The organism is Okeania sp. SIO1H4 (assembly GCF_010672695.1).
Taxonomy (GTDB): domain Bacteria; phylum Cyanobacteriota; class Cyanobacteriia; order Cyanobacteriales; family Microcoleaceae; genus Okeania; species Okeania hirsuta.
Map to the genome: position 1 here is coordinate 1 of NZ_JAAHGB010000041.1, position 26,321 is coordinate 26,321.

Sequence of the window (26,321 nt, forward strand, 5' to 3'; positions counted from 1 at the left end):
TTGAAGAAGGAGACAGGAGACAGGAGACAGGAGACAGGAGGAAAATTACATGGGGATTCTAACCCCAAGTAATTTTGAACACCGTGTAGACGGTGGGGTATTAAACCCACAAAGAAAATGATAAAATAAACTTTACTGACAGGAGACTAAATAGTGGCACGATTGGTTAAATTTCAGTTAGATGATGATGAACAGTCCTTTGTCTACATGGAAGTGGACGAAAAACTACCAGTAGGTAGCGATGAAGATAAAGATTTAATTGGAATTGGGGATGAGGTCGCTCAACAAGCTAAACAAACACTAGGAAAGGCTTTTTCTAGTATTAAGCCTGTGGCCAACGCAATTATTAAAAAGGTCTAGGATTTAAACAAACCTGCGGATGCTGTAGAGGTTAAATTTGGGGTAAAAATGAGTGGCGAACTGGGAGCTATTATTGCATCAGGAAGCGCAGAGGTTAACTATGAAATTACTCTGAAATGGAACAACACGGTGAGTAAAGCTGACTAGGGAAGCTCTCTATTGGATAAGGTTCTATGGGTTTAGAATTAGCTGTTGTTCGGGTTTTTAAGCTTGGAGGTGGTGTCGCTGGTTCTGGGTTTTTGGTTTCTACTGAGTATATTTTAACTTGTGCCCATGTAGTGGCTTACTGTTTAGCTTCTACTTCAGAAACTGCCAAAAAAATTATGAGGCAGAAAGAAATACCTCACCAAATTATTGAAGTTAATTTTCCTATTTTTACCAAAGGTAAGATAGGTCAAAAACTTCAGACAAAAGTGGCTTTTTGGCAGCCTCGAAATAATGATGAAAATGTACAAGATATTGCAGTATTAAAAGTAGTAAATCCCGGTCTACTTCCTCGAGGTGCTAAACCAATTAACCTAATTAAAATCGGAAATCAAAGTCTTTGGAACAATAAGTTTAGAGCATTAGGTTTCCCAAAAGAAGGGAGTGATGGGGAATGGGCTAAAGGAGAATTGAGAGAACGAGTAGGCCAAGGTCTTATCCAACTTGAGGGCACTACAGAGACAGGACTTCGTTTGGAGGGAGGGTTTAGTGGAACTGCTATCTGGGACGAAAGACTTCAGGGTGTTGTCGGTATGGCAGTAAAAGCAGACCAGGAACGTCCTGAAGCTAAGGTAGCCTTTATGATCCCGACGGACTTGCTGCTGGAAGTGGGGGATTTGGCCAATGTTTGTCAGGTTGATGGCAGGATACAACAGGCGATCGCTATCCTCGAGAATTATTTTCTAAGTGATGAGATACGTTATGCTTACTACCAATCTTTGCCAGAAAATTCTATTCCTCTGAGTTCTGGGAAATCTCTACACGAGTTTCCCGAATCTTTGAGGGAGATGATTCAAAATTTGGATAACTGGATGAAGGAGAATTATTCTTTACTGGAGAGATTTATTTGTTTTTTACTACTGCATCTCCAGGATTTAGAAACTCTTCCTAAACTTTGCCAGGAACTAGAAAAATGGTTAGAAAGTTACTTGCAAAATCATCAAAATTTGATGGGTGCTTTAAGAAAAGAGAAGGCGATCAAAAATCAGCAACCATTTCAAGTGGGAGAACAAGAAACTTGTTTATTAGTAGGGGCAATTGAAAAGAGTAGTACGTTTTTAGTGAAGGCATGGCTAATTGAAGATGCACGAAATTATACGCCCGAAAATGCTCAAGGTTGTCATTCTTTAATTGACGAAGAAGATATCCTGATCAATGAGAAAGGGACTATAATTAGTCAAAAAACTACCTCGGAGTCAAAAAAAGCTAAAAATTTAACTGAATTACTACAGTTATTTTGGGCTGATGTTCCGTCCCGTTGTAATTCTAACCTGAAAAAAATTTCAATGTTTCTGCCTTACAAGTTAATTGACCGAGATATCAAGCCAGTAGATCAATATTTGAGTGATGAGAATGTACCTGAGGATTACCAAAATCTATTGGGGACAGAATGTGAAGTAACCGTGAGGTTTTCCGAACGCCTTAAGTTATCACAAAAATCTAATCCTTATGTAGGTAAGTTTGAGGAAAAGTGGCGATCGCTAGCCAGCATACAGGGCGAACAAGCAGCTAATATTTTTCATCCTTCAGGCATTAGCAATGTTAAGAGGTTTTTCAAACAAATTCATCCTAATAACGTGCTTGCAGTAAGATTAACAGAAATGCTGCAAGCAGAGAAACGAGAATCAATTATGGAAGCCTTTTACTACGCCGGAATTCCTGTGGCACTGTGGATGAGGTCAGAAGCAGAAAATCTTGATTGTTGCGAGGCGCTCAAAGGTGTATGTCAAACTTGTAACTGTTGGTCAAAGTTACCTGAAGCTATAAAAGCCAAACGTTATGAAGCTTGGGAAGCAGAGGTTGACACGCATATTGGCAATCACTTATCATTACTCTGGGATGATCCTAATCTTGTACCACCTGTTCAACAACTGAGGATGCCTTAATCAGTTATCAGTTATCAGTAATAAATTTACAGTTAATTATTCTGAACAAAACTATAACAATTCCCACAGTTATTAGGTACATTGACGATCCCCCTAAATCCCCCTTAAAAAGGAGGACTTTGAAGTTCCATAATCTTTTCTACTAAAAATGAGTGATTGGGAAATTTTTAAACAAAACATAGAACCTCACGATGGCATCGAAAATTTGCCACCGCCTCCCAGTTGGCGACCCTTTGGTCAAAAGAGGAAACCTGGTGAAAGTCGCCTGAAACGACGGGGTGAAACTTTTCAGGTGCGTCCTGATGAGGTAAAAATGATTAACGCTGCATTATACTTGAGGCGACCGCTACTAATCACGGGAAAACCAGGAACGGGTAAATCTTCCCTCGCTTATGCTGTAGCTCGACAACTGAAACTGGGAGAAGTGCTTTACTGGCCAATTACTACCCGCACTACCTTGAAAGAGGGACTATACAGTTATGATGCTATCGGTCGGTTGCAGGAAGCTAAACAACAGGAAAACCAAAATAATCAAACTCTTTCCCCAGAGCAACGTCGAGAACAAATTCAACAGATTGAAAAATATATAACTCTTGGGTCTTTAGGGACAAGTTTGCTGCCCTCAAAATATCCTCGCGTTCTCCTGATAGATGAGATTGATAAAAGCGACATTGACCTACCCAACAACCTACTGGCTATTCTAGAAGAAGGGTCTTTTGAAATTCCGGAATTGGTGAGAATTAAGAAAGAGGTAGACAAGGTAACGGTGCGTACTGCTTACACTGACGCAACTGAGGAAAAGACAGCCTCTGAGATGGAGGCGGAGGTTGAGAATGGGCGGATAACTTGCACCGCTTTCCCTTTTGTGGTAATGACCAGTAACGGAGAGAGAGATTTTCCTGCACCTTTTTTACGGCGGTGTTTGCGCTTAAGGATGAAATCTCCCACAAAAGAGGAATTGACCAAAATTGTTACTGCTCATTTTAATAATGATACTGCTGAACAGGAAAAAATCCAAAAGCTGATTGAAGATTTTATTGACCGACGAGAGGAGGGAACCCTGGCAACTGACCAGTTACTCAATGCAATTTTCATGGTAACAGAGGGTCGCATTCCTGCTACAGAGGATAAATTAGTGCAGCAACTTTTCCAAGATTTAGGAAGAGTTGACGATGAGGATTAAGGGATGAGTGATTCTAGTTTTCATCGTACCATTGAACGTTTGATAGACCGACTCGATCAAACCGGAATGTTAAAACGTCTGGAACTCAGCAATGAAGATATTGCCGATAGTATCTGGTTAGCTTTACAAATGGGTACGGTAGAGACTCAACAAAAGCAGGAGCAAAAACCAGAACCCGAACAACTTCTGCCGATCGAATTTGAGGAAGGCGAACCCCAAGAATCTGTAACTGACAGAGAACCCATTGTTTCAGTAATCACTGAAGAATCAAGTTTTCAAACTCCCGAACAACCTCCAGTCAAAGGTTTATCTTTTCAAGCTCCAGCAGCAGCAGCTCTCCTGAATGTACTGGAATTAGGCCGTGCGCTGCGCCCTCTGATGCGGAAAGTTCCCTCTATCACAGGAAAAGCACTAGATGAAGAAGCAACCGTGAATTTAATTGCCGAGCAGGATGTGTGGTTGCCTGTGACTAAACCAGAACCTGAACGCTGGCTTGATTTAGAATTGGTGGTAGAAGAGTCTAGTTCGGCTTTTATTTGGAGAGAGACTGTTAATGAGCTACAACAAATCTTTGAAACTCAAGGAGCATTTAGAAATGTGCGAGTCTGGAGTTTGCTCAGTTCAAATAGCAAATTAAAATTAGTCCGGCGAGATAGCAGTGGAAAACCCAGGCAACGTGAACATAGTCACCGTGAATTGATTCATCCTAACCAACGGGGGGTAGTTATTTTCGTGAGTGACTGTACCTCTGCGGTTTGGCAAAATGCCACCATTCACAAATGGTTAAAAGTGTGGTCAGAGAAAAGCCCTACTACAGTGCTACAATTGTTCCCCGAATATCTTTGGGATAGTACCCAACTGGGAGCGGGAAGAAAATTATTTGGTACTACTATTACACCAGGAGTTGCTAACCCCCGTCTGATGTTGGAAAATCTACCCGCTTGGATACCTATAGACTGGAAAAATGCTTTGGTTTTACCAGTTATTCTGCCGGAACATGAACTGTTGAAAAGTTGGTGTCGGGTAGTGTCGGGAGCAAGTAATGCACGAGTACCTACATTTTTATTTGATTTAAAATTTGTCGAGGAACAATATTACGATCAACCTGAGCAACCCGAATCTATAACGGAACTTTCAACCACAACTAGGGTGAGGCAATTTCTGGCAACAACTTCTATTACTGCTCAACGACTGGCAGGAATGATGGCAGCAGCTCCCGTAAATTTATCTGTGGTTAACTTGATTCGCAAAAATCTATTACCAGAAGCTAACCCAGTTCATGTGGCAGAAGTTTATATGGGAGGTTTGCTTGCTGCAACTGACTCTAATGGTCAAGAACAAATCTATGAATTTTTTCCCGGTGTCCGGCAAGAGTTGAATCAGGCAATGGGACGCAATGAAACTACAGCCGTTCTGGATGCTATTTCTCGTTACATAGCTGAAAAAATTGACCGACCTATTCGTAGTTTTCGGGCGTTGTTGGCGTTATTGCCTCAATATGAGGAGGAAGACCGGGAGAAAGTTTTACCTTTTGCCCAAGTTGCTGTTGAAGTATTGGAAAATCTAGGGGGAGAATATGCCGAATTTGCCCGTGAAGTTGCCCAGAATATTTCCGGTGTTTCAGGTTCAACAATGGGGGAAACTGGAGAAGTGACACCAGAACCTCAAATTGAAATTGATACCTTTGACGTTGCCTTGATTGAGGTTGAGAAAACTGTAACGTTTGAGTTTGATGTGGCAACGTTGGAAAAAAGACGTTCAGGATGGTTGAAATTATTGGGAAATAGATGGGTAATCAAAAAACAACGCCGACGAGTTACTGGTATTGTTGAAAACTTGGGCGATGGAATTAAACTTGAACTGGTGGAAATTCCCGCAGGAAAGTTTATCATGGGTTCAAATGAATTCCGACGCGCTACATTTGCAAGTCCTCAACATGAAGTGAATGTTTCAGCTTTTCTCATGGGTCGCTATCCCATTACTCAAGCTCAATGGAAAGCCATTGTTAATAATGTGCCGAAAATTGAACGTGACCTTGACTCTAACCCCTCATATTTTAAAGGAAATAATCGACCTGTGGAAACAGTGTCTTGGTACGATGCAGTAGAATTTTGTGCCAGACTGTCCAAATATACGGGGAGAAACTATCGGCTTCCCAGTGAAGCTGAATGGGAATATGCTTGTCGTGGGGGAACAACTACGCCTTTTCATTTTGGAGAAACCATTACTACAGGTTTAGCAAATTATGACGGCAATTACAGTTATGGTCAAGGGGCAAAAGGTAAGTATAGACAAGAAACAACTCCTGTAGGTAGTTTTGAAGTGGCCAATGCTTTTGGCTTATACGATATGCACGGTAATGTTTATGAATGGTGCGAAGATGATTGGCATGAGAATTATAAGGGGGCACCCAATGATGGTAGTGCATGGCGATCGGGTAATCAAAGAACTACAAAACTCCTTCGTGGCGGCTGCTGGCGCTTCAAGCCTTTGTGGTGTTGCTCTACGTCCCGCCACTTCCATTCTCCCGCTGTCTCAAGCTACTATATTGGTTTTCGTGTATTGCGTGTCTCTTGAATAGCCCCTCTTTCACCCTCTTGAGTCCTGTCTTTGGCCAGAGAAAAGAGCGATCGCTCTTTCCCAAACTATGGTCTCCCTCTTTTCAGGGTTAGGGGGGATCGAAGCCCAAGGTAAAGTCAACAGAAAAAAATCCCTGCTGTTGATCGGAAATTTGAAGTAGGGGAGTGATCGATTGAGAGGTAGTAGTGGGAGTGGTTGAGTTGGGATTTGTTGTGGGTTTCTCAAAGCCTGTGTCGATCCCCCCTAACCCCCCTTAGAAAGGGGGGACAAGAGTAATACCAAATCCGCCTTAGAAAGGGGGAAAAAAGTAAGTTGCCTTAACAGTTATCAGTTGTCTATTAAAAGAGTGATGCTATATCTGCAACCCTGCGGGTTCTGCTCCTGACCAAAATCCGGACGCATTCCGGTTCCCCCCTTGAAAAGGGGGGGACAAGAGTAAGTTGTCTCCCTTAGAAAGGGGGGAACAAGAGTAAGTTGTCTTAAGAGTTATCAGTTGTTGATTAAAAGAGCGATGTTATATCTGCAACCCTGCGCGATCTTGTAGCGGCGCTAGCACTATTGCTCCTGACCAAAATCCCGACACATTCCGGTCCCCCCCTTTTCAAGGGGGGTTAGGGGGGATCGCAAGGAGTGTTATGAGGAATCAATCTCTCAGCTCATCAATCAAACCCTCCAACTGCCAACAAACCCCCTCAAATTCTTGCAAAACATCAACATTAGTAAACCTAACCACCCGCAACCCATAACCCTCCAAAACAGAAGTCCTCTCAGCATCATAAGCTTTTCCCTCTTCCGTAAAGTGGCTATCCCCATCAACTTCAATTACTAACCCAAGAGCAGCACAATAGAAATCAACAATAAAGTTATTAATAGGTCGCTGTCTCAACACGCGCAGGGGAAAAGTTCTGAGGAAATCTTGCCATAGTTTTTTTTCTGCCGGAGTGGGGTTTTTACGGAGTTGTTTGGCGATGGGGACGAGTTGGCGGTTGTAGGGGAGGTGGAAGTTGGAGTCGTTAAGTTTTGGCATGGTAGGTGTTTGTAGTTGGTTTGTTTGAGTTACCTGGCTTTTAGATCCCCCCTAACCCCCCTTAAAAAGGGGGGGACTTAAAAGCCCTTAAAAAGGGGGGGATTGGAGTAGTAAGATTAGGGAGTAATTATAGTTAAAGGATTTCACGGTTTTTCGATTAGCTCAATGTAAGGGTTTCAACAAACAATAGTAGGATAGGTTCTAAAATAGATAGGGCTAGAGCAATACTACTAGCCCTGATTATAATTATTCAACTGGACATGATATAATTCAAATTAATGGTAAGGATAACTATTCGTAAGAAGAGGCAACAGGCTGAATACTATATCGAAGACCTGGGCAATAATGTTGAGCTGGCTATGGTGAAGATTCCAGAAGGCAAGTTCCTTATGGGTTCCCCTGAAGATGAATTAGAGCGATGGAGTAGGGAAAGCCCCCAACATGAAGTTACAGTGCCGGAATTTTACATGGGACGTTATCCTATTACTCAGGGTCAGTGGAAAACGGTTGTTGAAACTACTGAAAAGATTGAACGTGACCTTGATTCTGACCCTTCAAGATTTAAAGATGACTATGAAAACTATAAGCGTTGGAGTCGCCCAGTTGAGAAAGTTTCATGGCTAGACGCTAAAGAGTTTTGTGCTAGGTTAAGCCAGAACACAGGGAGAGAATATCGCCTACCCAGTGAAGCAGAATGGGAATATGCTTGTCGTGCAAGAACGACTACACCTTTTCATTTTGGAGAAACCATTACTACAAATTTAGCTAACTACTGTGGAATAGATAGAGAGATTAATCAAAATACTGACAGTGGTTCCTATGGCAGAGGTCCAAAGGGAGAACATAGAGAACAAACCACTCCAGTGGGTTACTTCAAAGTTGCTAATCTCTTTGGCTTATACGATATGCACGGCAATGTTTTTGAATGGTGTGAAGATTATTGGCAGGATAATTATCAGGACGCACCCAATGATGGTCGTGCATGGCTATCAGGTAATCAAAATACTACAAAAGTCCTTCGTGGTGGCTCCTGGTACGACCTTCCGAGGAGGTGTCGCTCTGCGTACCGCAGCTACTATCTTCCCAGTGTCACGCTTGACCTTATTGGTTTTCGTGTATTGCGTGTACCTCACGTTTGATCAATTGCTGAAACCTATTGCTGGATATAAAAGATAGGCTAAATCGACTTATTTCAACCATTAAACCAGGGCAAGATTTTTAGGAAATTGCTGAAAGTTAATTTATAGAACGGAGAGGGGGGGATTCGAACCCCCGTATAAGTCACCCCATAACAGCATTTCCAGTGCTGCGCCTTAAACCACTCGGCCACCTCTCCAAAAAGCAAAAGTATTAAATTTTATATTTGCTCACAATTATACTATTGTAGCAGAATTATTCTAAATTTTGCAAGTCTTTCTGGCAAAAAAATTTTATATTGGATATTGGGCCTAAATAACATAAGATAAATATTAAATCATGTTTTAGTTTATTAATTAAAACTTAATTTCTAAATCGCCAGCAATAACTATAAATTATAGTCTCAAATTATTATGGCCCGTAATCACCAAATTCGCATACACGATCGCCAAAAAGATACATATCATACAGTCCAGGTTCCTGAAGACCGCTACATCCTCCACAGTGCTGAAAACCAAGGAGTAGATTTACCATTCTCCTGTCGTAATGGTGCTTGTACTACTTGTGCAGTGAGAGTTATATCTGGCCAACTCTATCAACCAGAAGCAATGGGACTATCATTAGAACTTCAAAAACAGGGTTATGCTCTTCTGTGTGTCAGCTATGCTCGTTCTGACCTACTTGTAGAGACACAAGATGAAGATGAAGTATACGAACTCCAATTTGGCCGCTATTTTGGCAAAGGAAAGGTAAGAGCGGGATTGCCATTGGATGAAGATTAGAATCATTTTTCTAGTTATAGCCTGGATACTTTTCGCTGGCTGCCAAAACTCAAATCCCCCCTCGGGCAAAATAATCAGAGTAGAAAGGGTTGTTAGTGGACAAACCATCGAGATAACTGACCGTTCTGCTGCTGTACCTATACTAGAACCCATTCGCTTGATTGGTATTCAGGCACCAGATGTCAGACAAAAACCTTGGGGACAAGAAGCTAGAACCCAACTAGAAAAGTTAACCTTGGGGCAAGAAGTTTTATTAGAGTTTGATGTCCAGAAAAAAGATAAATTTGATCGCCAACTAGCTTATATTTGGCTGAATGGGAAATTAATTAATGAATATATGGCAGAAGAAGGTTTGGCCTTGGCAGAGCCATATTTTCCTAACAATAAGTATACAGAACGTCTTGCTAATGCCCAAGAAAAAGCTAGACTGATGGGGCGAGGTATCTGGAATCCAGAACGTCCAATGCGTCAAACTCCAGCACAATTTCGTCGTGAAAATCTTAAACAGTAGAATTAATAAAGTCAAAAGTCAAAAGTCAGAAGTTATTGTTGTTATGGAGATGAGTTAGCAACCCTCCAAAAATATTTCGCTAATCAAGGTGGGGTTTCCTGTTAATTATGTAAGTTAATTATTTTTATGAGTGCAGAACAATTACAAGTTTTCTTAGATATTGCCACTGAAGCTGCTCTTGCTGGTGGTGCAGAGTTGATGTCTTATTGGGGCAATCTTCAAGATATTCAAGAAAAGGGCAGTCCAGTAAATTTGGTAACTGAAGCTGACAAAGCTGCTGAAAAGGCGATCATCAAGGTTTTACAGCGACATTTGCCAAACCATGGCATTCTAGCTGAAGAGTCGGGAGAGTTGGGAGATACAACAAGTAGATATCTATGGGCAATAGACCCTTTGGATGGTACTACTAATTTTGCTCACCAATATCCTTTTTCAGCATCCTCGGTAGGATTATTAATTGATGGGGTACCACAGGTGGGGGTGGTATTTAATCCGATTTTAGATGAACTTTTTCGTGCAGCTAAAGGTTTGGGGGCAACTTGTAACCGCAAACCAGTTAGTGTGTCTCAGACTACTACGTTAGAAAGAAGTTTGACGATAACGGGTTTTGCTTACGACCGACGGGAGACTACTGATAATAACTACAAAGAATTTTGTCAAATATGTTATCTAGCTCAAGGTGTACGACGTTCTGGTTGTGCTTCTATGGATCTATGTTCTATTGCTTGTGGTCGTGCAGATGGTTACTGGGAAAGAGGTTTGTCTCCTTGGGATATTGCTGCAGGTATAGTGGTGTTGCAAGAAGCAGGGGGTAAAGTTACAGCTTATAATGGTAGTCCTTTTGATATGAGTTCGGGTAAAATTTTAGCGACTAATGGCAAAATTCACGATTTAATGAGCAAAGCGTTGATTGAAACTCCGCCTCTATCTCATTGGTCTACAATAGACATCTCTAGAAAAGAGGCAACAGGCAACAGGCAACAGGCAACAGGGAGAAATAATTGATAATTTATTGATAATAATTAATTTTATTTTTGATTTTTGGAGATGTCTATTAGATATCTCCGAGAAAGAATAGACTTTTTGCAGAAGTAGGCAATAGGCAATAGGGAATAGGGAAGAAAATTTCTGAAAAAAGACACAAAAAATGATCTATATGTCTAATTTCCGGAGATGTCTAATTAGAGGTAAAAAGGATTAAGTTTAGATTCAATGTCATTTTGTTAAGGAAAAGTTGTTATTATGTCTTTTACATTTAAACAAGGATTATTCCAATTTGATTTCACAGACCATCACGCAATTTTAGGGGTTTCTCTAGATGCAGAATTTGGTGAGATTCGTAAACGGTATATGCGAGTGGCGCGTCGTTTACATCCTGATACTTCACCCTTTGAAAGTGAAACTGATAAAGAATTTGCTAATCAGTTGTTATCTAAGTTGGTGAGTCCTGCTTATAATAAATTTTCTAAGGAAGGCGATCGCGCTGAACTTTTTGTTGTTCTCAAAAATCTCAGTAATACTGTTTCTCAACAGCGCAGTCAAATTCAGTTGACTACTGATGCAGCAAAAAAAATTGCTAAGGCGGGAGATTATCAAAACATATATAAGGAAACTCTCAAGGAATTAAGCGATCGCGAATATGAATCTATTGACAAAACTTTAGATATCATTGGAGAAATTAGTGAACTGAATTTAGCTTATTTACTGCGCAAAAGTGGTTCTGGAGTTGTTAAACCCTCACCTCCACCTACACCGAAACCTCCTAGTGATTCTGCCAAACCCACAACTATAAAACCCTCAACTAAAAATCCTTTGGTAGAGCAAGCTTGTAATAGGGCTAAAATATTAATATCTAATAAAAATTATGTGAAGGCAATTTCAGAGTTAAAAGGAGCTTTGAAATTTGAGCAAAATGATAGTCTTTGTCATGCTTTATTAGGTTTTTGTTACTTCCAGCAAAAGCAAGGCACAATGGCGAAAATTGAAGTCAAAAAAGCTCTTTCATTAAATCCTCAAGAGCCAAAAGCATTAGAAGTAAAAAAATTATTAGAACAAGCGGCAACTGGCAATAATAAACCAAGTAAAAAAACAGGTAAAAAAGGAACTAAATCTGATAAAGGCGGTGGTTTATTTGGGGGTATTTTTGGTGGAAAGAAAAAGTAAGGAAGTAAGCAAACAGCGACCAGCTAGCCTCCTATGGTCGAAACTGCGTTATCAGCTATCAGCTTCCGAATAATCCTTTTAATAATTAATAGCCAGTAGTGCGTTAATTATTTATATTTTTCCCGATAAATTGTGGTCTAAAGCCTCCCTTTTTAAGGAGATAAAAAGCGGTCGAGAGATGGCGAAGTTTCCTCACCATATCTAATCGACCAAGAGAAGAATAAATTTTCCTTTGACTCAATCCTATCCGCTTTCAAGGAGAGGTAATTGTTAATTATTAATTATTAATTATTAGTTGTTGAATACTCCCCTACTCTAAAGATGAGGTAAAAAATGGCAAAAACAGATAAAATTAATTATAGTTGTCCTAGTGGATTTCCAGAATTCCTCCCTGGTGAAAAACGATTAGAATCTTACTTAATGGATACAATTCGTCAGGTGTTTGAACGCTACGGATTTACACCTATTGAAACTCCAGCAGTTGAACGTTTAGAGGTTCTACAAGCAAAAGGAAATCAAGGAGATAATATTGTTTATGGTTTATCTCCTATTCTACCTCCAAATCGTCAAGCAGAAAAGGAAAAAGCTGGAGATACTGGCTCAGAAGAAAGGGCGTTAAAATTCGACCAAACTGTGCCTTTGGCTGCTTATATTGCTCGGCATTTGAACGATCTAAATTTCCCTTTTGCTCGTTATCAAATGGATGTTGTTTTTCGAGGGGAGCGGGCAAAAGATGGTCGTTTTCGACAGTTTAGACAATGTGATATTGATGTTGTTGGTAGAGGTAAATTAAGTTTATTATATGATGCACAAGTTCCAGCGATTATTGCTGAAATCTTTGAAGCGATTAATATTGGTGATTTTCTCATCAGAATTAATAACCGCAAAGTTTTAACTGGTTTTTTTGCATCTGTGGGAGTAGCAGCAGAGAATATTGTGTCTTGTATTCGGATTGTTGATACTGCGGAAAAAGTGGGAGAAGTAAAAGTTAAAAAAGCTTTGAAAGAAATTGGGTTATCTGAATATCAAGTAGAAAAAGTTGGGGATTTTACTAATATTAAAGGTTCTGTTGATGATGTTTTGGATAAGCTGAAAAGTATGACAGAAACTTTGGATAATTCTGAGGTTTTAACTCAGGGAATTTCTGAATTAGAAACAGTAATTTCTGGTGTCATAAATTTGGGAGTTTCAGACAAACGTTTTTGTATTGACCTATCAATAGCTAGGGGATTAGATTATTATACGGGCACAGTTTATGAAACTACTTTAATCGGACATGAAGCTTTAGGAAGTATTTGTTCTGGGGGTAGATATGAAGAGTTAGTCGGAACTTTTATTGGAGAGAAAATGCCAGGAGTTGGTATTTCTATTGGTTTAACTAGATTAATGAGTCGTTTATTAAAGGCGGGTATTCTGGAATCTTTTGCTCCTACTCCAGCAACAGTTATGGTTGTGAATATGCAAGAAGATTTAATGGCAACTTATTTAGATGTTTCCCAAAAATTGCGTCGTAGCGGGATGAATGTTATAACCAGTTTTGATAGTCGTGGAGTGGGTAAACAATTACAACAAGCTGATAAGCAAAAAATTCCTTTTTGTATAATTATTGGTTCTGAGGAAGCAGCAGCTAATATGTGTAGTTTCAAAGATTTACGAACTGGCGAACAAATGAAAGTGCCAATAGCAGGTTTAGCAGGTGTATTAAAACAAAGATTGGTTCAATAATTGATAATTGATAATTGATAATTGATAATTACCTCTCCCTTTTAGGGAGAGGATTGACACGGTAGGGAAAAAATTTATTTTTTTACCCTTGAAAGGGGAGACTTTAAACCTGAATTATTTAATTATTAATTCTTCGGTAATGTTGTAGAGTAATTAATTAGTAGTCAGATATCAGCAATTAGCTTTTTTATCTGGCTATTAATAGACATTTCCATTAAGATTTAAACCTTTTCTGAAAAGCTTGTAGAGTCCTTCGGTGGAACAGCAAGCAATTCTGTTTAAGGAGACATTGATATGACTACCAACGATTTTTTGCCATGAAAAAAATGGTATAATATTGTTTATTGTTTGTAATTGCCAGAGATTTAGTTCTCAAAATTGTTATCAAATCAGAATAGAAATTGATCGCAAGTAAGTGAAAAAATAACAGAAGTTGAATCGATATAAATACTATGTTAGAAATCAGATTAGCTCGGACTCTTGAAGAAAGAGAATAAATTTTCAAATTGCGCTATCAAATCTATGCAGAAGAACTAGGATGGTTGGAAAATTTTCCAAACTATGAACCAAACCACCAACAAAAGAAAGTAGAAGACCTATTGGACTTATCTGCTAATCTATTTATGGCTCTCGATCATCATCAATTGGTTGGTACTATTTAGATGCAATTATACTAAAGACTTAGGCTTGGAAAACTTAGATTTAGACTACTATATAAAACTCTATCAAATGGAAAAAGTAGGAGATATAAATACCTTATATACATCAATTACTGGGAGATTTATGGTTCAAAGTAATTTTAGAGGAAAAGGTATAGGGTTGAAAATAATGCAAGCATTATACAAACAACAGTTGCTAGATGGAATCAAATTTGATTTTGTAGATGCCGAATTATACTTGGTTCCTTTTTTTGAAAAACTAGGTTATCAAACTATTAGTGAAATTGATTATCAAATGTATGAAAGTAGTGTGCTGATGGTGCTAGGCCTACTTGATTTTAAACATTTAGAGAAAGTTAAATCACCTTTTCAATCTTTGTATAGAAACTTGTTATAATCTAAGAAATAATATAGTTTTTTCAATAAAATGTAAATCTATAACGTGGTTTTTTATCATAAAAAAATGCTGTATTAAGTAGCTCTTCCCTTTTATTTTTCAGAATTTAATACTGTTTTTCATCCTTTAAAATTGCTAATTGCCTATTCCTTATTCCCTTTTTAAGAGGATTTGGTTTCCGCATCTCAAATAAAAACGCTATATCTCTAATTATGTTAGAAATCAGATTAGCTCAAACTCCTGAAGAAAGAGAAAAAAATTTAAATTGTGCTATCAAATCTATGTAGAATAACTAGGATGGTTGAAAAATTGTCCAAACTATGAACCTAACCACGAACAAAAGAAAGTAGAAGACACATTAGACTTATGTGCTAATTTATTTGTAGCTTTTAATAATCATGAATTAGTTGGTACTGCTCGATGCAATTATGCTAAAGATTTAGATTCAGACTATTATATAAAGTTTTATAAGATTAGTGAAACAGTAGGAGATGCAAATGTCTTATCTACATCAATTAGTAGGAGATTTATGGTTAAAAGTTATCTTAGAGGAACGCTAATAGCTTTGAAAATAGTGCAAGCACACTATAAACAACTGTTGTTAGATGAAATCAAATTTAATTTGATAGATAATTTAGCATACTTGGTTCCCTTTTTTGAAAAATTAGGTTATCAAACTATTGGTACAATTGATTCTTCATTTTATGAAAGTAGGGTGCTGATGGTATTAGATATAGTGAATATTGAGCATTTAGAAAAAATCAAATCACCTTTGTATAGAAATTTATTAGAATCTAAGAAAGAATATCAATTCTAAATATTTCGGAAAAAAAATATAGAGACGTTAAATAAAACGCCTCTACAAAGTTTGCTGAATTGGGTGCATTTCATATTTGCAAAAATACTTTTTTTTCCTATATATTCCCTATTCCCTGTTGCCTGTTGCCTGTTGCCTAAAAGCGATAAATTTTTGGCTTTATTCTTGCATTGAGATGCTCCCGCTGAAGTAGCATGAATTGTAATTAATTTTGCTCGATTTTCTCTGGTGGAAATGTCAGAAAATTTCCCACTGCTCCAATAGTCTGATATCTATTACCACGAAACTCAGTTGTATAAACACTAAATAATATTAAATTCTGACGTTGAGTGGCATTATCCATTAATTCTTTAATCGTAGTTCTTTGACTCTTAATTAGCTTTTCACAACTTTGAACTAAATCACCTGTAAAATCACTCAAAAAATCTGGAACTTTTGACTCTTTACAAACAGATTCTCTAATCTCACTTGCCAGTTTATTAGAAGCATAATTAACATATTCACTTCTAGGAGGATTAGTAAATCCCATGACTGTCGCTGCTACTGTCAGAGCGATCGCTCCTGCTTTGCTCAGACCCCAAAATATAGGTGCTTTGCTATAACCATTCTTATTTTTATCTTGTAACATAATTATAAATACCTGATTATTTTGTATAGTTTTAGATACAGAAAACAGTAGACTAATATTTCTTACTAAGAGAAACAAATATTTGTACATATTTCATACTATTAACTACATCTAGATACAAGCTAGTTTCCGGATAAATTTAGGAAGTAGAGTATATTTTTAATTCCCCTTAATTCGATTAATTTCCTTTTGCAGTTCCTGAATTTGACGGCGCAACTCTTCAGATTCATTTTTTGGGGATTCAACTTCAACCTCAACAGCACCCTCAGCACCAGCTCTTTTGTAGTTACCAGCACGAATTTGACGATATTCTGAAGAATTTGCCCAGTTTTGTAAATACTGTAGCCTTTCTACAGGGAAAGGATGACTCAACATTACACCCTGACCACCATTATAAAGCAAGAATTTATACACTTGATTTAGGCCATCTTGGTCTAAGTCTTGATAATTATCGGACTGACGAATAAACTCTTGTAAACTACACTCATTGGCATACTTACTACTTACCCCAGCCAACTTCATCATAGTTTCCATGACTAAATTTAGGTCATCCATCACTAACAAAGCCGCCCGGTCTGCTGATAACTCAGCTTTGCGTCGCCACTCATAGAAAGCATAAATCAATCCACTACTAACTACATTACCCAAACCAAATGTTACTTCCCCAATCATAGAAGCTATACCCATTGCCCAAATTGCCATCTGGTTTAAAGTTGGGTGGCCACATTTAATATGTCCTAATTCGTGAGCTAGTACAGTCTTTAATTCTTTCTCATTTAATAAGTCTAAAAGACCAGTATTTAGGATAATTAAAGGTTGTTCTTTGCCTAGAGAATAGCTATTTACTTGAGGATTTTGAGATACAAATAAAGTAGGTTCGGGGAGTATATCTAAATCTCTAACGCATCCCCGAAATATCTGATAGATACTAGCATATTGACGAGGCCCAACTTGAATACTATTTCCCATTAAATAAACATATTGTGGGCGTTCGTAAACAAATTCTACAAATTTGCTGGCAATCAAGTCAAACCCAGGCACGCTGCGTAAAGCATTTTCTGCTTCCCGGTCCAAGGGATGGCGAAAAGCTTCACTAGAAATTCCAGTATAGGTAGGCATGATAAAATTTTTGGCGTTGCTGAATTAGTGTATGATATTAATTTTAATACTTTAGGAGTCAGGATTCAGCAGAGGAGTAGGGGAGTAGGGGAGTAAGGGAGTGTGAGAAGTGTGGAGAGTTCAAAATTTTCTACCTTAATACTGTGACAATTTCCCACAAACAAACAGCACCAAGCCTGCTGAAGTTATTGTCAGTTGAGCTGCTCTGAGCGAATAAATATTTTTTAGTGATGATATTCTATCTTTGAAAGCAAACTAGATGAAAATTTGTTTGCTAGATTGCCTTGCAGTGGCTGGATTGGATTGAGTATCTATGAATTGCACAGAATCAAAAGTATTAATCCACAGATGAGCGCCACAACCTGCTGGTTTATAAGGTCGATAGACGATTTGGCAAGGACCTGAAATATATAACTCATAACCATAATAGTTATGACCGCTGTGCTTGAGTGACACTACAGGTTCCAATTCTGTTGGAGGCTTACCTTTATTACTTTTAATTATGTTTTGATTGACATGAATCATTTTTGGTGTAGTAGATTCTTGCTTGCGCCACATACCTTTCGGACCGCGCCGAGCCGGAATTATTACAGGCATTCCACTTTCTGATACTGGTATTTCCCAGAATCTACCTTTTTTCTCAGCTCCTTTAACTCTTCCTTGAGCAAGTAAAACTAATAAACGTTGACGAGATATACCTAATAAAAAAGATGCTTCTCTAGTACCCATGATTTTTTTCCTTAACTGTTGGACAATAGTTAAATGTCCAAAAATAGAACAACATTAAATTAAGTTATCTAAATATTTTTTTTGCTAATTTTAGCTATGTTAGTGTTAATTATTATTATGTTTACTTCTCCCCCACTTCCCTACTTCCCCTCCTGGGAGCAGTAGGGGTGGGTCTCCTGCTCAAGAAAGCGTAGAAAAGTTTTTGAGAAATGGTCTAATTTATTAGACATCTGGTAAAAATCAAGAATAAAATCAATTATTATCCATAAATTATCAATTGCTCCTCCCTGTTCCCTCTTTATCTTGAATGTAAACATTACAATCAATATACATGAATTTACCTTCTTTTCTCTGGCTATGGAAAATAGCAGCTTGGTCTATGGGTCTTTCCCTATTTGCCTATTCATTATTAGCAGTAACAGGCGGTTGGATGTTTTTTGCCCGCCATAACAAACAAAAACGCCCCCAATGGTTACGAGGTTTTCATTATATTATTGGTGGTACAATGGTATTTCTAGTAATTTTGTTACTGGCAATTGGTTTGGTGGGAACTATTGGTTATTATGGTAACTTGGGTCATTCTGCTCATTTACCTGCTGGTTTAACTGTTGTAGCTTTGGTTTTAGTTTCCGCGTGGAGTGCGACTCAGATTGATCCTAAACAACCTTGGGCGCGATCGCTCCATATCACGACTAATATTATTTTGTTGTTTAGTTTCGCAACAGTATCTTTGACTGGTTGGAGTGTCGTGCAGAAATATTTGCCTTGAAGCAAAGAATTAAGGTAGGCATTATAACATACGAAACTCGATCTTAAAAAAATTGGTAAATCCACTGATGCAGAGCTAACCAGAAAAAGTTTATGTTGAAATCAAACACACATTTTTCTTGACCCAAACATTAGTGGGTTTCTAGCAATGAGCAAAAATTTACCTGAAAGTCTTCCATATATATCCATAGGCGCAACAACTGGCGCAACCTTTTCTACCACAGTCGGCAATATTGGATTAATAGGTAGTTTTGGAGGTATCAGCATCGGCGCAACTCCTATTATCGGTGCAGGTGCAGTTGTCGGTGCAGCAACTTATGGAGCGGTCAAAGCTATCACAGAATCAGACCCCACTGCTATTGGTTTTATTGGTATGGGTAGTTATGGAGGAGTTACTCTTTCTTCTACTATTGGTGGTATAGGTTTGGGAGTTGGGGGGACTGCTTTTGGTGTTGGTATGGGAGCAATGGCAACTTTTGGTGGAGTAGTTGGTCTTGGTCTTTATGGATTTTTTCAAGCGATTAACTCATCCCCACAAAACCGAATAGTTGATTCTTTTGCTATTTTTGAGCAGATGGAGGGGAAATTTTTAGATCGAGTTTCGTGGCAAGAAGCTTATAATCAAACCATGGTTGAATTGGATTTTGTCTTGACTGAAACTGTGGCAAAGCAAAAATTTACTGATTTGGAAATAGAGGCAGAGTTGACACAACTGAAGAAAAATATAGGTTGCCAAAATAAATCAAGTTTTTCTACCTCACCCACAGAAACTTCGGAGCTACAACCGCAGCAAAAATTAATTTGGAAATGTACAAAAGTTATCAAAGCACATACCGCCTCAATTAATGCTGTGACTGTTAGTGGAGATGGTCAAACTTTTGCCACAGCAAGTAGCGATCGCTCAGTCAGCTTATGGAATATCAAAACTGGTAAACGTCTCTACACTTTTTTCGGATATTCACAGGAAGTACAAACTGTCGCTCTTAATATCAAGACTCCCATACTCGTTAGCGGAGACTTCGACGGAAAAATCACCACATATAATATAGAGACAAAACAACATTGTCACACTTTTTTTGCTCCCAACTCTCCTACCAGTCATGGAGACTCAGTTTTTGCAGTTGCTATTAGCAGCGATGGAAAAAATGTGGTTAGTGGGAGTGCCGATCAAACTATTCGGTTGTGGCAACTAGAAACAGGAAAACTCAAACGTATTTTTAATGGTCATCAGGATAAGGTTTGGGCAGTTGCTTTAAGTAGCGATGGTAAAACTATGGCTAGTGGAAGTGCTGACAGAAGTATTCGTTTGTGGAATATCAATAGCTATCAACCACCTCGTATTCTTCAACAGCATTCTGGTTGGGTAACGTCTTTAGCTTTTCACCCGAATTGATTGATTTTTTTATTATATTTTCTGTCTTTTTTCCTTCCCTACACCATTTGTAATATTTTTTTTCAAAATCATATAAAACCTCAATTAAAATAACGTGACTTACGGTTAATCAAATATAAAAAGATATAAATCCAAAATGTTAGACTAGGTAACAACCAAGGTAATAAAATTGCTGCTGAAATATAAATTTGTAGACTCGCCAGTGCATAAATTAAAGTTAATAAAAACAATAACAGAATAATTTCTTGTTTTTGAGTATTAGTACTATTCCCTAATACTAATACTGTTCCTTTTCCTAACAAAGCAGCTAATACAATTAACCATAAATTAGGAATAGGTATAACTAATCTTTGATTGAGCAAATGATGAACCATATAAGCATGAATTTCCCCTCCAGTAAATACTGTACTGGGGTTTGCAGGATGTTGAGAGCGCCAGAAACCAACAGCAGCAGGTAAAGGAAAATTGTCTCCTCCTGGAGCAACTAATCCTGCATCTTTATATCTAGCAGCAATAATTACTATTGATGGACGTTTATCTAGTGTAATTAGTGGTAATAATGGGGAATCATTACTCTCCAAAAGTTGCCAAGCAGGTAAACGTTGAAAAACTGCTTCTGGGGGAACAGAAAAATCTATAATTGGATGCATCCACATTTGCCCTAATTTATAGGAAAATTTAGTTAAAGGTTGTAAGCGAGATGAATTGGAAAATAAATCCAAAAATCCATATTCACCTGTGGTCTGATTAATATGATTTTTCACTTGAGATACCCAACTCTCTGAAGAATTAATCTGAGGTTGAAGCAACTCCCCAGATTGTTCAAAGTTTAACCGGTGAGCAACTGCTAACCAATAAGCAAAGGGCAATGGTCTCTTGCTAGAATATTGCCTTGGTAGCAGTGTAAAATGGGTAACGTAACTGTCATAACCGACAACAAAAGTATCTCCCTGTAGTTGCCAATTTGGAGATGCTAACTCTGGCAAGGGTTCAAACCAACTACCAGCTAGATTACGAGATGTCGCTAAAACAAACCAAGTATTTTGTTTTTTTATGGATGAGCGCAGAGTACGAGCTAGTTGTCGGTCGTTTTTTGGTTGATGGCGATCTAATAGATAATCAACACCAATGATTTTGGCGTTTATAGATGTTAGTCGATCGATGATTTTGGCTATATAGCTACGATCCATAGGTCTAGGATCGGATATTTTGGCTTTTTTGATGGACTCTTCGTCGATTTCAACTAATAGCACGGGAGGCGAATTTTTGCTATCAGGTTGATTGGTAAATTGCCGATACATAGCTTGCACTAATACTCGCTTTTCAATTAAAAAGCTTTGAGTTGATAATTGCCAACTGCATAAAATTAATGAACCGAGCGCCATCGCTTCTTGTTTGCTAGGTAACCACCGTTTGCATTTGTCTTTAATTCTAGATGGTTGAAGACAAAATAGTGGAGCATCCGGGTGGCAAAACAAAGACGGTATTAAATATGTACTAGGATAGGTGAGATTTTTCTCTAACTTTAAAAATTGACACGCTGATAATAATGATTCGTGAACATCTTTGTATTCGGCTAAACTTTGTAGAAAGCGCACTAAAAATTCTTGGGCGACTTGGTTATGAATAGGTTCTCGCATGACGGCAACTTGACTTAAACCCAAGTCTATCAAGGTGTTAGCGATGCTTAAACCACTACAGGAATTGAAGATGGCAAATTGTAAACCTCTCTGTTTGGCTATAGTTAAGGATTGAGCAATTTCGATCATGGATAGAGATATCCCTGGAGCGATCGCTAGTTCCCCTCCTGTATTCAGATTTTCATTACTGTGTCCTGCGAAAAATAAGATATCCCACCCACGTTCGTCTTTTATTGCTTTGACAATTTTGTCTTTTAGCTGTGCTTGACGCTCATGAGGTTGCCAACCCACAAACTCTACTTCTGCTATTGGGGATAATGATTTTACTGCTTCTCTATCTACCTGGAAATTTAAACCTGTATCATCTCCCAGTATTGCTAATACCCTAGCTTTACCTCGACAGGGTTTGGATTGATAATTGACTGGTGTATCGTGGATATTAATAGGTTGGCGGACTATTCTAATTTTACTGGATGCAGCAAATTCTGTAATTTCCCATACTTCCCAGGGTAAACGACATAATTCTTGGCAGTTACAAGTTAAAAATATGTCAATAGTAGGTACATGAGTGTTGTGCTGTGATGGTAGGAAATTTTCTGTTTTTTGTTTGGCTGCTTGAGCAATAATTGCTCTAATTTCAAACAGTTCTTCGTGTCTTAACCAACGATGAAATTCACACAGAAGTTTTGCTTCTGCTTGGACCAATTTTTGTTCCCAATCAACTTGTCTGATTATTGTTCCTGTACTTACTACCCTTCCTCGTAAAGCTCTATGATAAAAACTTAGATATTTTGTTTGCCAATCTTGATAAAATATGGTAAGGTTTTCAGGATAAGGAATAGTTATACTTAATTGTTGTCCTCTACCCCAGGCAAGTTCAAATAAGCAGACTTTTTCAACTTGTTGAATCTTCAGGTAGAATCTATAAGCAGTCTGAGTCATTTTTCTTTGATTTTGATCGCATACCTCTTTACTTTAGCAATTATCAATTAATTACAGAGAACTTAGAGATATATAAGGACAACTCTATTAAGCTATAAAAACAGCGATCGCTATATCTTTTCTTCCGTAAAATAAGCGATCGCCAAAGTTTTAAATAGAAAGTTGAAAGGGAAAACGCACGATGCAAGAGAATATTAAAACATCCGAACCTGTATTCACAGTGTTATACCTTCTTTTTATACTAATTTTCCCTCAATAATTCTATAACACTAGTTAGGGCTTGCTGATTAAATCTAAAAGCACTGACAGGTAAAGGTTTTAGCTTTTTTACACCGAAAAAAAGTGCAACTTTTTAAGCTTGAGCGACTAAAAAGTTAGGATAAAAGGCAGAATAATTGTAGAAAAATCAAGGGATAAAATATCCGACTCCCTCCTCTAAATTCCCTATTCCTCCTGGCTTGGTCTTCCTGAGGACTGACTCCTACCCCATACCAAAAGACTTATTCAGCAAACCCTAAGTTAGCGAAATATAGCAATTTGTAGAACACCTAGAAGACTTATTTGTAATATCTTACTTACATAACAAACAACTATTGCTCTGAAGATTCAAGATATTGATAAGTTTTTTTGGATACATCGCGAATCAAGTCTACGGCAGTTTGTTCGTCATCTAGGCGTTTCACCAATACAGCCAATAGATAGCGCTTGCCATTGAGCAAATCAATCATACCCACATCTGCTAATACGGACTTCAGGTTACCTGTTTTGTGAGCAATAATAGTACCTCTACCTATGCCCCGAGGTAACAATGAATCATTTTTAGTCCTTTCCATAATTCTAAACAGGCGATCGCGAGACTTTAGAGATACCAACCCACCTTGATTTACCTGTGAAATTAAATTTATCAAATCCTTGGGAGTTGTTGTATTAGTGCCAGAGAGGTCTGGTAAGGAGTCATTAATAGTAGTATTCTTCAAACCCCAACTCTGAAACAACTGATTCAAAACTTCAGATCCACCAAGTGTTTCAATCAACATATTGGTTGCGGTATTATCACTAATCACGATCATTTTTGTCGCTGTTTGCAAAGCCGTATATTTAGTACCAGGTCTGCGAAACTGCATATCTCCCGAACCCTCAGCTACATGAGATTCCTCCATTGTCAACATATCATCTAGTTTGATGCGGCCTTGGTCCACAGCTTGAAAAAAAGCTACTAATATTGGCACCTTAATGGTACTAGCTGCTGCAATAGCGACATTTCCATTAATATCTAGATAAGCACCAGTATCAACATCAATCAGGAATATTCCTGGGGTGAGTTTTGGATATTCTGCGATGACTGTATCTAGCTCTGTTTTCAAAGCTGTAATTTCTCTAGTTTGTTGTACTGCTAAAGGTACAATGGAGGGAGATTTCCATTCTTGATTTGGTTCTATATCTGCTGCTTGAGAAAGGACACTAGAACTACTTCCAGGTTTCAACATTGATAGCAATGTTCCACTAATTACCGCTATTCCCATACCCAAAATTAACATCCGAGTTGTGTACAACACTACCGAAGAAGACACAGAGCGTTTACGACTTGTGAGTGGGGACTTTTTTTGGAGTGGTGGCTGAGAAATAAAAGATTGGGCTTTTTCTAGCCGTTTTTGGGGTCGAGTAGATGTTTTGGGTTGTTGTTCTGCGATGGATCTTAATCTAGCCAGTTCATCTCTTCGACTACGTTTAGCTCTGTGAGATTGAAATCTAGGAACTTCTGTTTTTAAGGTTCTAGGGGGAACAACTTTCTTTCTTGGGGGGACAGACCTAAGATAAGGTTCCTCAGAAGGTGGTAGAGGAAATTTAGCTACGTTACGCTTTCTTTTGAGGGGTAGCTGCGGTTGTACGGGATGATTTTGTTGTCTACTACTAGATTGCTTCGATTGAGAATCTGGCCTAGTAGGGGATGATACTACTGAAAGAATTGATGGACTAGGAAATCTCTGAACCACTCCAAATACCTTAATTTATAACTATAATTTTGTTTATCTAACAGAAGTAAATCAAAATCAACAAAAATTGACTATTTCTGCATGAAAATTTATTGGACTTTCAGTTTTCAAGAGGTATATTAATTTATTCCATTTCACAAAAGTCAAAAGTCATATAACTAATATATCAAGGGAAAAAACTTAAGACCAAGAGAAAATATAGATAATTATTTGATTTCTCACGGGTTGTGACATTATTAATATTATTAATATTGAGTTAGATTGGTTAGAACTAGAAAACTAACTTAATCTCAGATTAACTTTGCTCGATCGCCTATAATTTAGGTAAGTTATCTATTACTTTAGCGCAAGTCGTAACTATATTTTGACTATTCTAGACAAAAAAACACTTTACAGATAAATCCAGAAGATTTTCACAAGCATCTCTAACTTGGTTCTCAGATATTTCTATTCAGCCATTTATTTATATATTGGACTTGTCGCTTTATAACTTAAAAATGTCGCTTTATAACTTAAAAAAATCCCAAAAACCTTGTTCTGTAAGGATTGTAGCTATTATTATGCAAAAATGCTTGTATTTATTGCTCTGTCTAGGTTAGAGTGATTTTTTCCCTTTATTTAGCGACAACTCTATTAAAGAATACCCAGAAAAAATAGATTAACTATCATTTTCACAATGATTAGAAAGTGCCCAATTCATTTGCCTAATCATTCCGCGTAACATGGCCACTTCTTCAGTAGAAGGATAGGCGCGATTGAATAGACGACGAATTTTTTCCATCCTGCTAGATGCTGTATGGGGATAAAGATAACCTATTTTCAGTAGCAGGGTTTCTAGATCCTGATAATATGCCTCTATTAAATCTATTGGAGCTTCTAAATTAGGGGCCGGGTTAGGTGGACTATCCTGACTTTTTTGGTCGCTCAGTGCTATAGTTTGCAAATGATATAGTTCATAACAACAGATAGCTACTGCTTGAGCCAGATTTAGTGAACGATAGGTATTATCTGATGGAATACGGACAAATCTTTGGGCATAGTTTAATTCTACATTAGTTAAGCCTCTGTCTTCTCTGCCAAATATTAAGGCTGCTGGATATCCTAATAGCCAAGGTAGGGAATGTCGGGGGTTTTCTAGCTTGGTGGGTAATGAACGGTCTAGGGATGTTGTGGCGATCGCTCTTTGACATCCTTTCAGTGCTTCAGGTAATGTTTGAACTATGGTGGCCGTTTCTAAAATTTCTGGGGCATGAACTGCCATTTTCCTGGCTTCTAGTCCATGGGGGTCGCATTGAGGATTAACTAAGACTAGGTGATGGAAACCCATATTTTTCATAATCCGGGCTACAGAACCAACATTCAGTGGTCCGGCAGGTTCTACTAATACTATTCTTATTTGTGTTGATTGTTGTTTAAGCATTAAGGGAAGAGGGAAGAGGGAAAATCTGGCGTTATCTGAGTTTGACAGCGCAATTCATTATATGTATTTGGTTTTTACTCTGATTTTTTAGTTGAATAAAAAGTCATGTATATGGGCAAACGCAACCCAATATATAATTCTATTCTCAGATTATCACGATTTTTTGTGACATACAACCCCTAATTTTTTGAGCTTCAGAAAATGAAGTTGATGAGTAAATCAAATCCCTTCCATTTGTTCTGTGCTTCTGAAAGCGA

The 26,321-nt window shown here is 38.0% G+C and carries 22 protein-coding genes, 1 tRNA gene and 1 pseudogene; 16 read left to right on the forward strand and 8 right to left on the reverse strand.

Annotation, left to right across the window (positions count from 1 at the left end):
• Positions 1-153 precede the first annotated feature (153 nt).
• From F6K06_RS22040 to F6K06_RS34145, 5 genes and pseudogenes are all read left to right on the forward strand, one after another.
• Positions 154-360, forward strand: a complete 207-nt coding sequence (locus F6K06_RS22040) for a hypothetical protein (RefSeq protein WP_205127252.1) — start codon at positions 154-156, stop codon at positions 358-360.
• A 21-nt stretch (positions 361-381) separates the two neighbouring features.
• Positions 382-507: pseudogene (locus tag F6K06_RS34140) on the forward strand (CU044_2847 family protein); the annotation flags it as partial.
• Between the two features lie 26 nt (positions 508-533).
• Positions 534-2,450 (forward strand): trypsin-like peptidase domain-containing protein, encoded by a 1,917-nt coding sequence (locus F6K06_RS22045; protein ID WP_124143583.1) that lies wholly within the window; start codon positions 534-536, stop codon positions 2,448-2,450.
• Positions 2,451-2,598: 148 nt separating this feature from the next.
• Complete coding sequence (locus F6K06_RS22050; protein ID WP_124143584.1) at positions 2,599-3,633, forward strand: MoxR family ATPase; 1,035 nt, start codon at positions 2,599-2,601, stop codon at positions 3,631-3,633.
• 3 nt (positions 3,634-3,636) lie between these two features.
• Positions 3,637-6,210: a formylglycine-generating enzyme family protein gene (locus tag F6K06_RS34145; RefSeq protein WP_353734881.1), complete on the forward strand. Its 2,574-nt coding sequence runs from the start codon at positions 3,637-3,639 to the stop codon at positions 6,208-6,210.
• A 646-nt stretch (positions 6,211-6,856) separates the two neighbouring features.
• Here F6K06_RS34145 and F6K06_RS22065 read toward each other — a convergent pair.
• Positions 6,857-7,240: an endonuclease domain-containing protein gene (locus F6K06_RS22065; protein ID WP_124143586.1), complete on the reverse strand. Its 384-nt coding sequence runs from the start codon at positions 7,238-7,240 to the stop codon at positions 6,857-6,859.
• A gap of 278 nt (positions 7,241-7,518) precedes the next feature.
• On the opposite strand from F6K06_RS22065, the gene F6K06_RS22070 reads away from it, so the two are divergent.
• Entirely contained in the window at positions 7,519-8,379 is an 861-nt protein-coding gene (locus F6K06_RS22070) for a formylglycine-generating enzyme family protein (RefSeq protein WP_124143587.1), read from the forward strand.
• A 110-nt stretch (positions 8,380-8,489) separates the two neighbouring features.
• Here F6K06_RS22070 and F6K06_RS22075 read toward each other — a convergent pair.
• A tRNA-Ser gene (locus F6K06_RS22075) sits at positions 8,490-8,576 on the reverse strand.
• Positions 8,577-8,790: 214 nt separating this feature from the next.
• Here F6K06_RS22075 and F6K06_RS22080 point away from each other — a divergent pair.
• The 8 genes from F6K06_RS22080 (at position 8,791) to F6K06_RS22115 (ending at position 15,431) form a co-directional block, all read left to right on the forward strand.
• On the forward strand, positions 8,791-9,159 hold the full coding sequence (locus tag F6K06_RS22080) for a 2Fe-2S iron-sulfur cluster-binding protein (protein WP_124143588.1): 369 nt from the start codon (positions 8,791-8,793) through the stop codon (positions 9,157-9,159).
• Positions 9,149-9,670, forward strand: coding sequence for a thermonuclease family protein (locus F6K06_RS22085; RefSeq protein WP_124143589.1), 522 nt, complete (start codon positions 9,149-9,151; stop codon positions 9,668-9,670). The genes F6K06_RS22080 and F6K06_RS22085 overlap by 11 nt, the downstream gene beginning before the upstream one ends.
• Before the next feature lie 126 nt (positions 9,671-9,796).
• On the forward strand, positions 9,797-10,675 hold the full coding sequence (locus F6K06_RS22090; RefSeq protein WP_287239966.1) for an inositol monophosphatase family protein: 879 nt from the start codon (positions 9,797-9,799) through the stop codon (positions 10,673-10,675).
• A gap of 237 nt (positions 10,676-10,912) precedes the next feature.
• The gene (locus F6K06_RS22095; protein WP_124143591.1) at positions 10,913-11,833 is read left to right on the forward strand and encodes a DnaJ domain-containing protein; all 921 of its coding nucleotides are present in this window, start codon (positions 10,913-10,915) and stop codon (positions 11,831-11,833) included.
• Between the two features lie 333 nt (positions 11,834-12,166).
• Positions 12,167-13,558, forward strand: a complete 1,392-nt coding sequence (hisS, locus tag F6K06_RS22100; protein ID WP_124143592.1) for a histidine--tRNA ligase — start codon at positions 12,167-12,169, stop codon at positions 13,556-13,558.
• 506 nt (positions 13,559-14,064) lie between these two features.
• Positions 14,065-14,220, forward strand: a complete 156-nt coding sequence (locus F6K06_RS22105) for a hypothetical protein (RefSeq protein ID WP_161564359.1) — start codon at positions 14,065-14,067, stop codon at positions 14,218-14,220.
• Between the two features lie 25 nt (positions 14,221-14,245).
• On the forward strand, positions 14,246-14,614 hold the full coding sequence (locus F6K06_RS22110; protein ID WP_124143593.1) for a GNAT family N-acetyltransferase: 369 nt from the start codon (positions 14,246-14,248) through the stop codon (positions 14,612-14,614).
• Between the two features lie 301 nt (positions 14,615-14,915).
• Positions 14,916-15,431 (forward strand): hypothetical protein, encoded by a 516-nt coding sequence (locus F6K06_RS22115; protein WP_124143594.1) that lies wholly within the window; start codon positions 14,916-14,918, stop codon positions 15,429-15,431.
• 205 nt (positions 15,432-15,636) lie between these two features.
• Here the strand turns inward: F6K06_RS22115 and F6K06_RS22120 are convergent, their stop codons facing one another.
• The 3 genes from F6K06_RS22120 to F6K06_RS22130 form a co-directional block, all read right to left on the reverse strand.
• Positions 15,637-16,059, reverse strand: a complete 423-nt coding sequence (locus F6K06_RS22120) for a DUF4359 domain-containing protein (RefSeq protein ID WP_124143595.1) — start codon at positions 16,057-16,059, stop codon at positions 15,637-15,639.
• Positions 16,060-16,218: 159 nt separating this feature from the next.
• Positions 16,219-17,178 (reverse strand): M48 family metalloprotease, encoded by a 960-nt coding sequence (locus tag F6K06_RS22125; RefSeq protein ID WP_124143596.1) that lies wholly within the window; start codon positions 17,176-17,178, stop codon positions 16,219-16,221.
• Positions 17,179-17,433: 255 nt separating this feature from the next.
• On the reverse strand, positions 17,434-17,907 hold the full coding sequence (locus F6K06_RS22130) for a hypothetical protein (protein ID WP_287239970.1): 474 nt from the start codon (positions 17,905-17,907) through the stop codon (positions 17,434-17,436).
• A 331-nt stretch (positions 17,908-18,238) separates the two neighbouring features.
• Between F6K06_RS22130 and F6K06_RS22135 the strand changes: the two genes are divergently transcribed.
• Both F6K06_RS22135 and F6K06_RS22140 read left to right on the forward strand, forming a co-directional pair.
• Positions 18,239-18,676 carry a DUF4079 domain-containing protein gene (locus tag F6K06_RS22135; protein WP_124143597.1) on the forward strand — a complete coding sequence of 146 codons (438 nt, stop codon included), beginning with the start codon at positions 18,239-18,241 and terminating at the stop codon, positions 18,674-18,676.
• A 147-nt stretch (positions 18,677-18,823) separates the two neighbouring features.
• Complete coding sequence (locus F6K06_RS22140) at positions 18,824-20,068, forward strand: WD40 repeat domain-containing protein (RefSeq protein WP_124143598.1); 1,245 nt, start codon at positions 18,824-18,826, stop codon at positions 20,066-20,068.
• Between the two features lie 80 nt (positions 20,069-20,148).
• Here F6K06_RS22140 and F6K06_RS22145 read toward each other — a convergent pair whose 3' ends face one another.
• The 3 genes from F6K06_RS22145 to F6K06_RS22155 form a co-directional block, all read right to left on the reverse strand.
• Positions 20,149-22,650, reverse strand: coding sequence for a CHASE2 domain-containing protein (locus F6K06_RS22145; protein WP_287239972.1), 2,502 nt, complete (start codon positions 22,648-22,650; stop codon positions 20,149-20,151).
• 590 nt (positions 22,651-23,240) lie between these two features.
• On the reverse strand, positions 23,241-24,644 hold the full coding sequence (locus tag F6K06_RS22150; protein WP_124143600.1) for a serine hydrolase: 1,404 nt from the start codon (positions 24,642-24,644) through the stop codon (positions 23,241-23,243).
• Positions 24,645-25,302: 658 nt separating this feature from the next.
• Positions 25,303-26,064, reverse strand: coding sequence for an RNA methyltransferase (locus tag F6K06_RS22155; protein ID WP_124143601.1), 762 nt, complete (start codon positions 26,062-26,064; stop codon positions 25,303-25,305).
• Positions 26,065-26,321 lie beyond the last annotated feature (257 nt).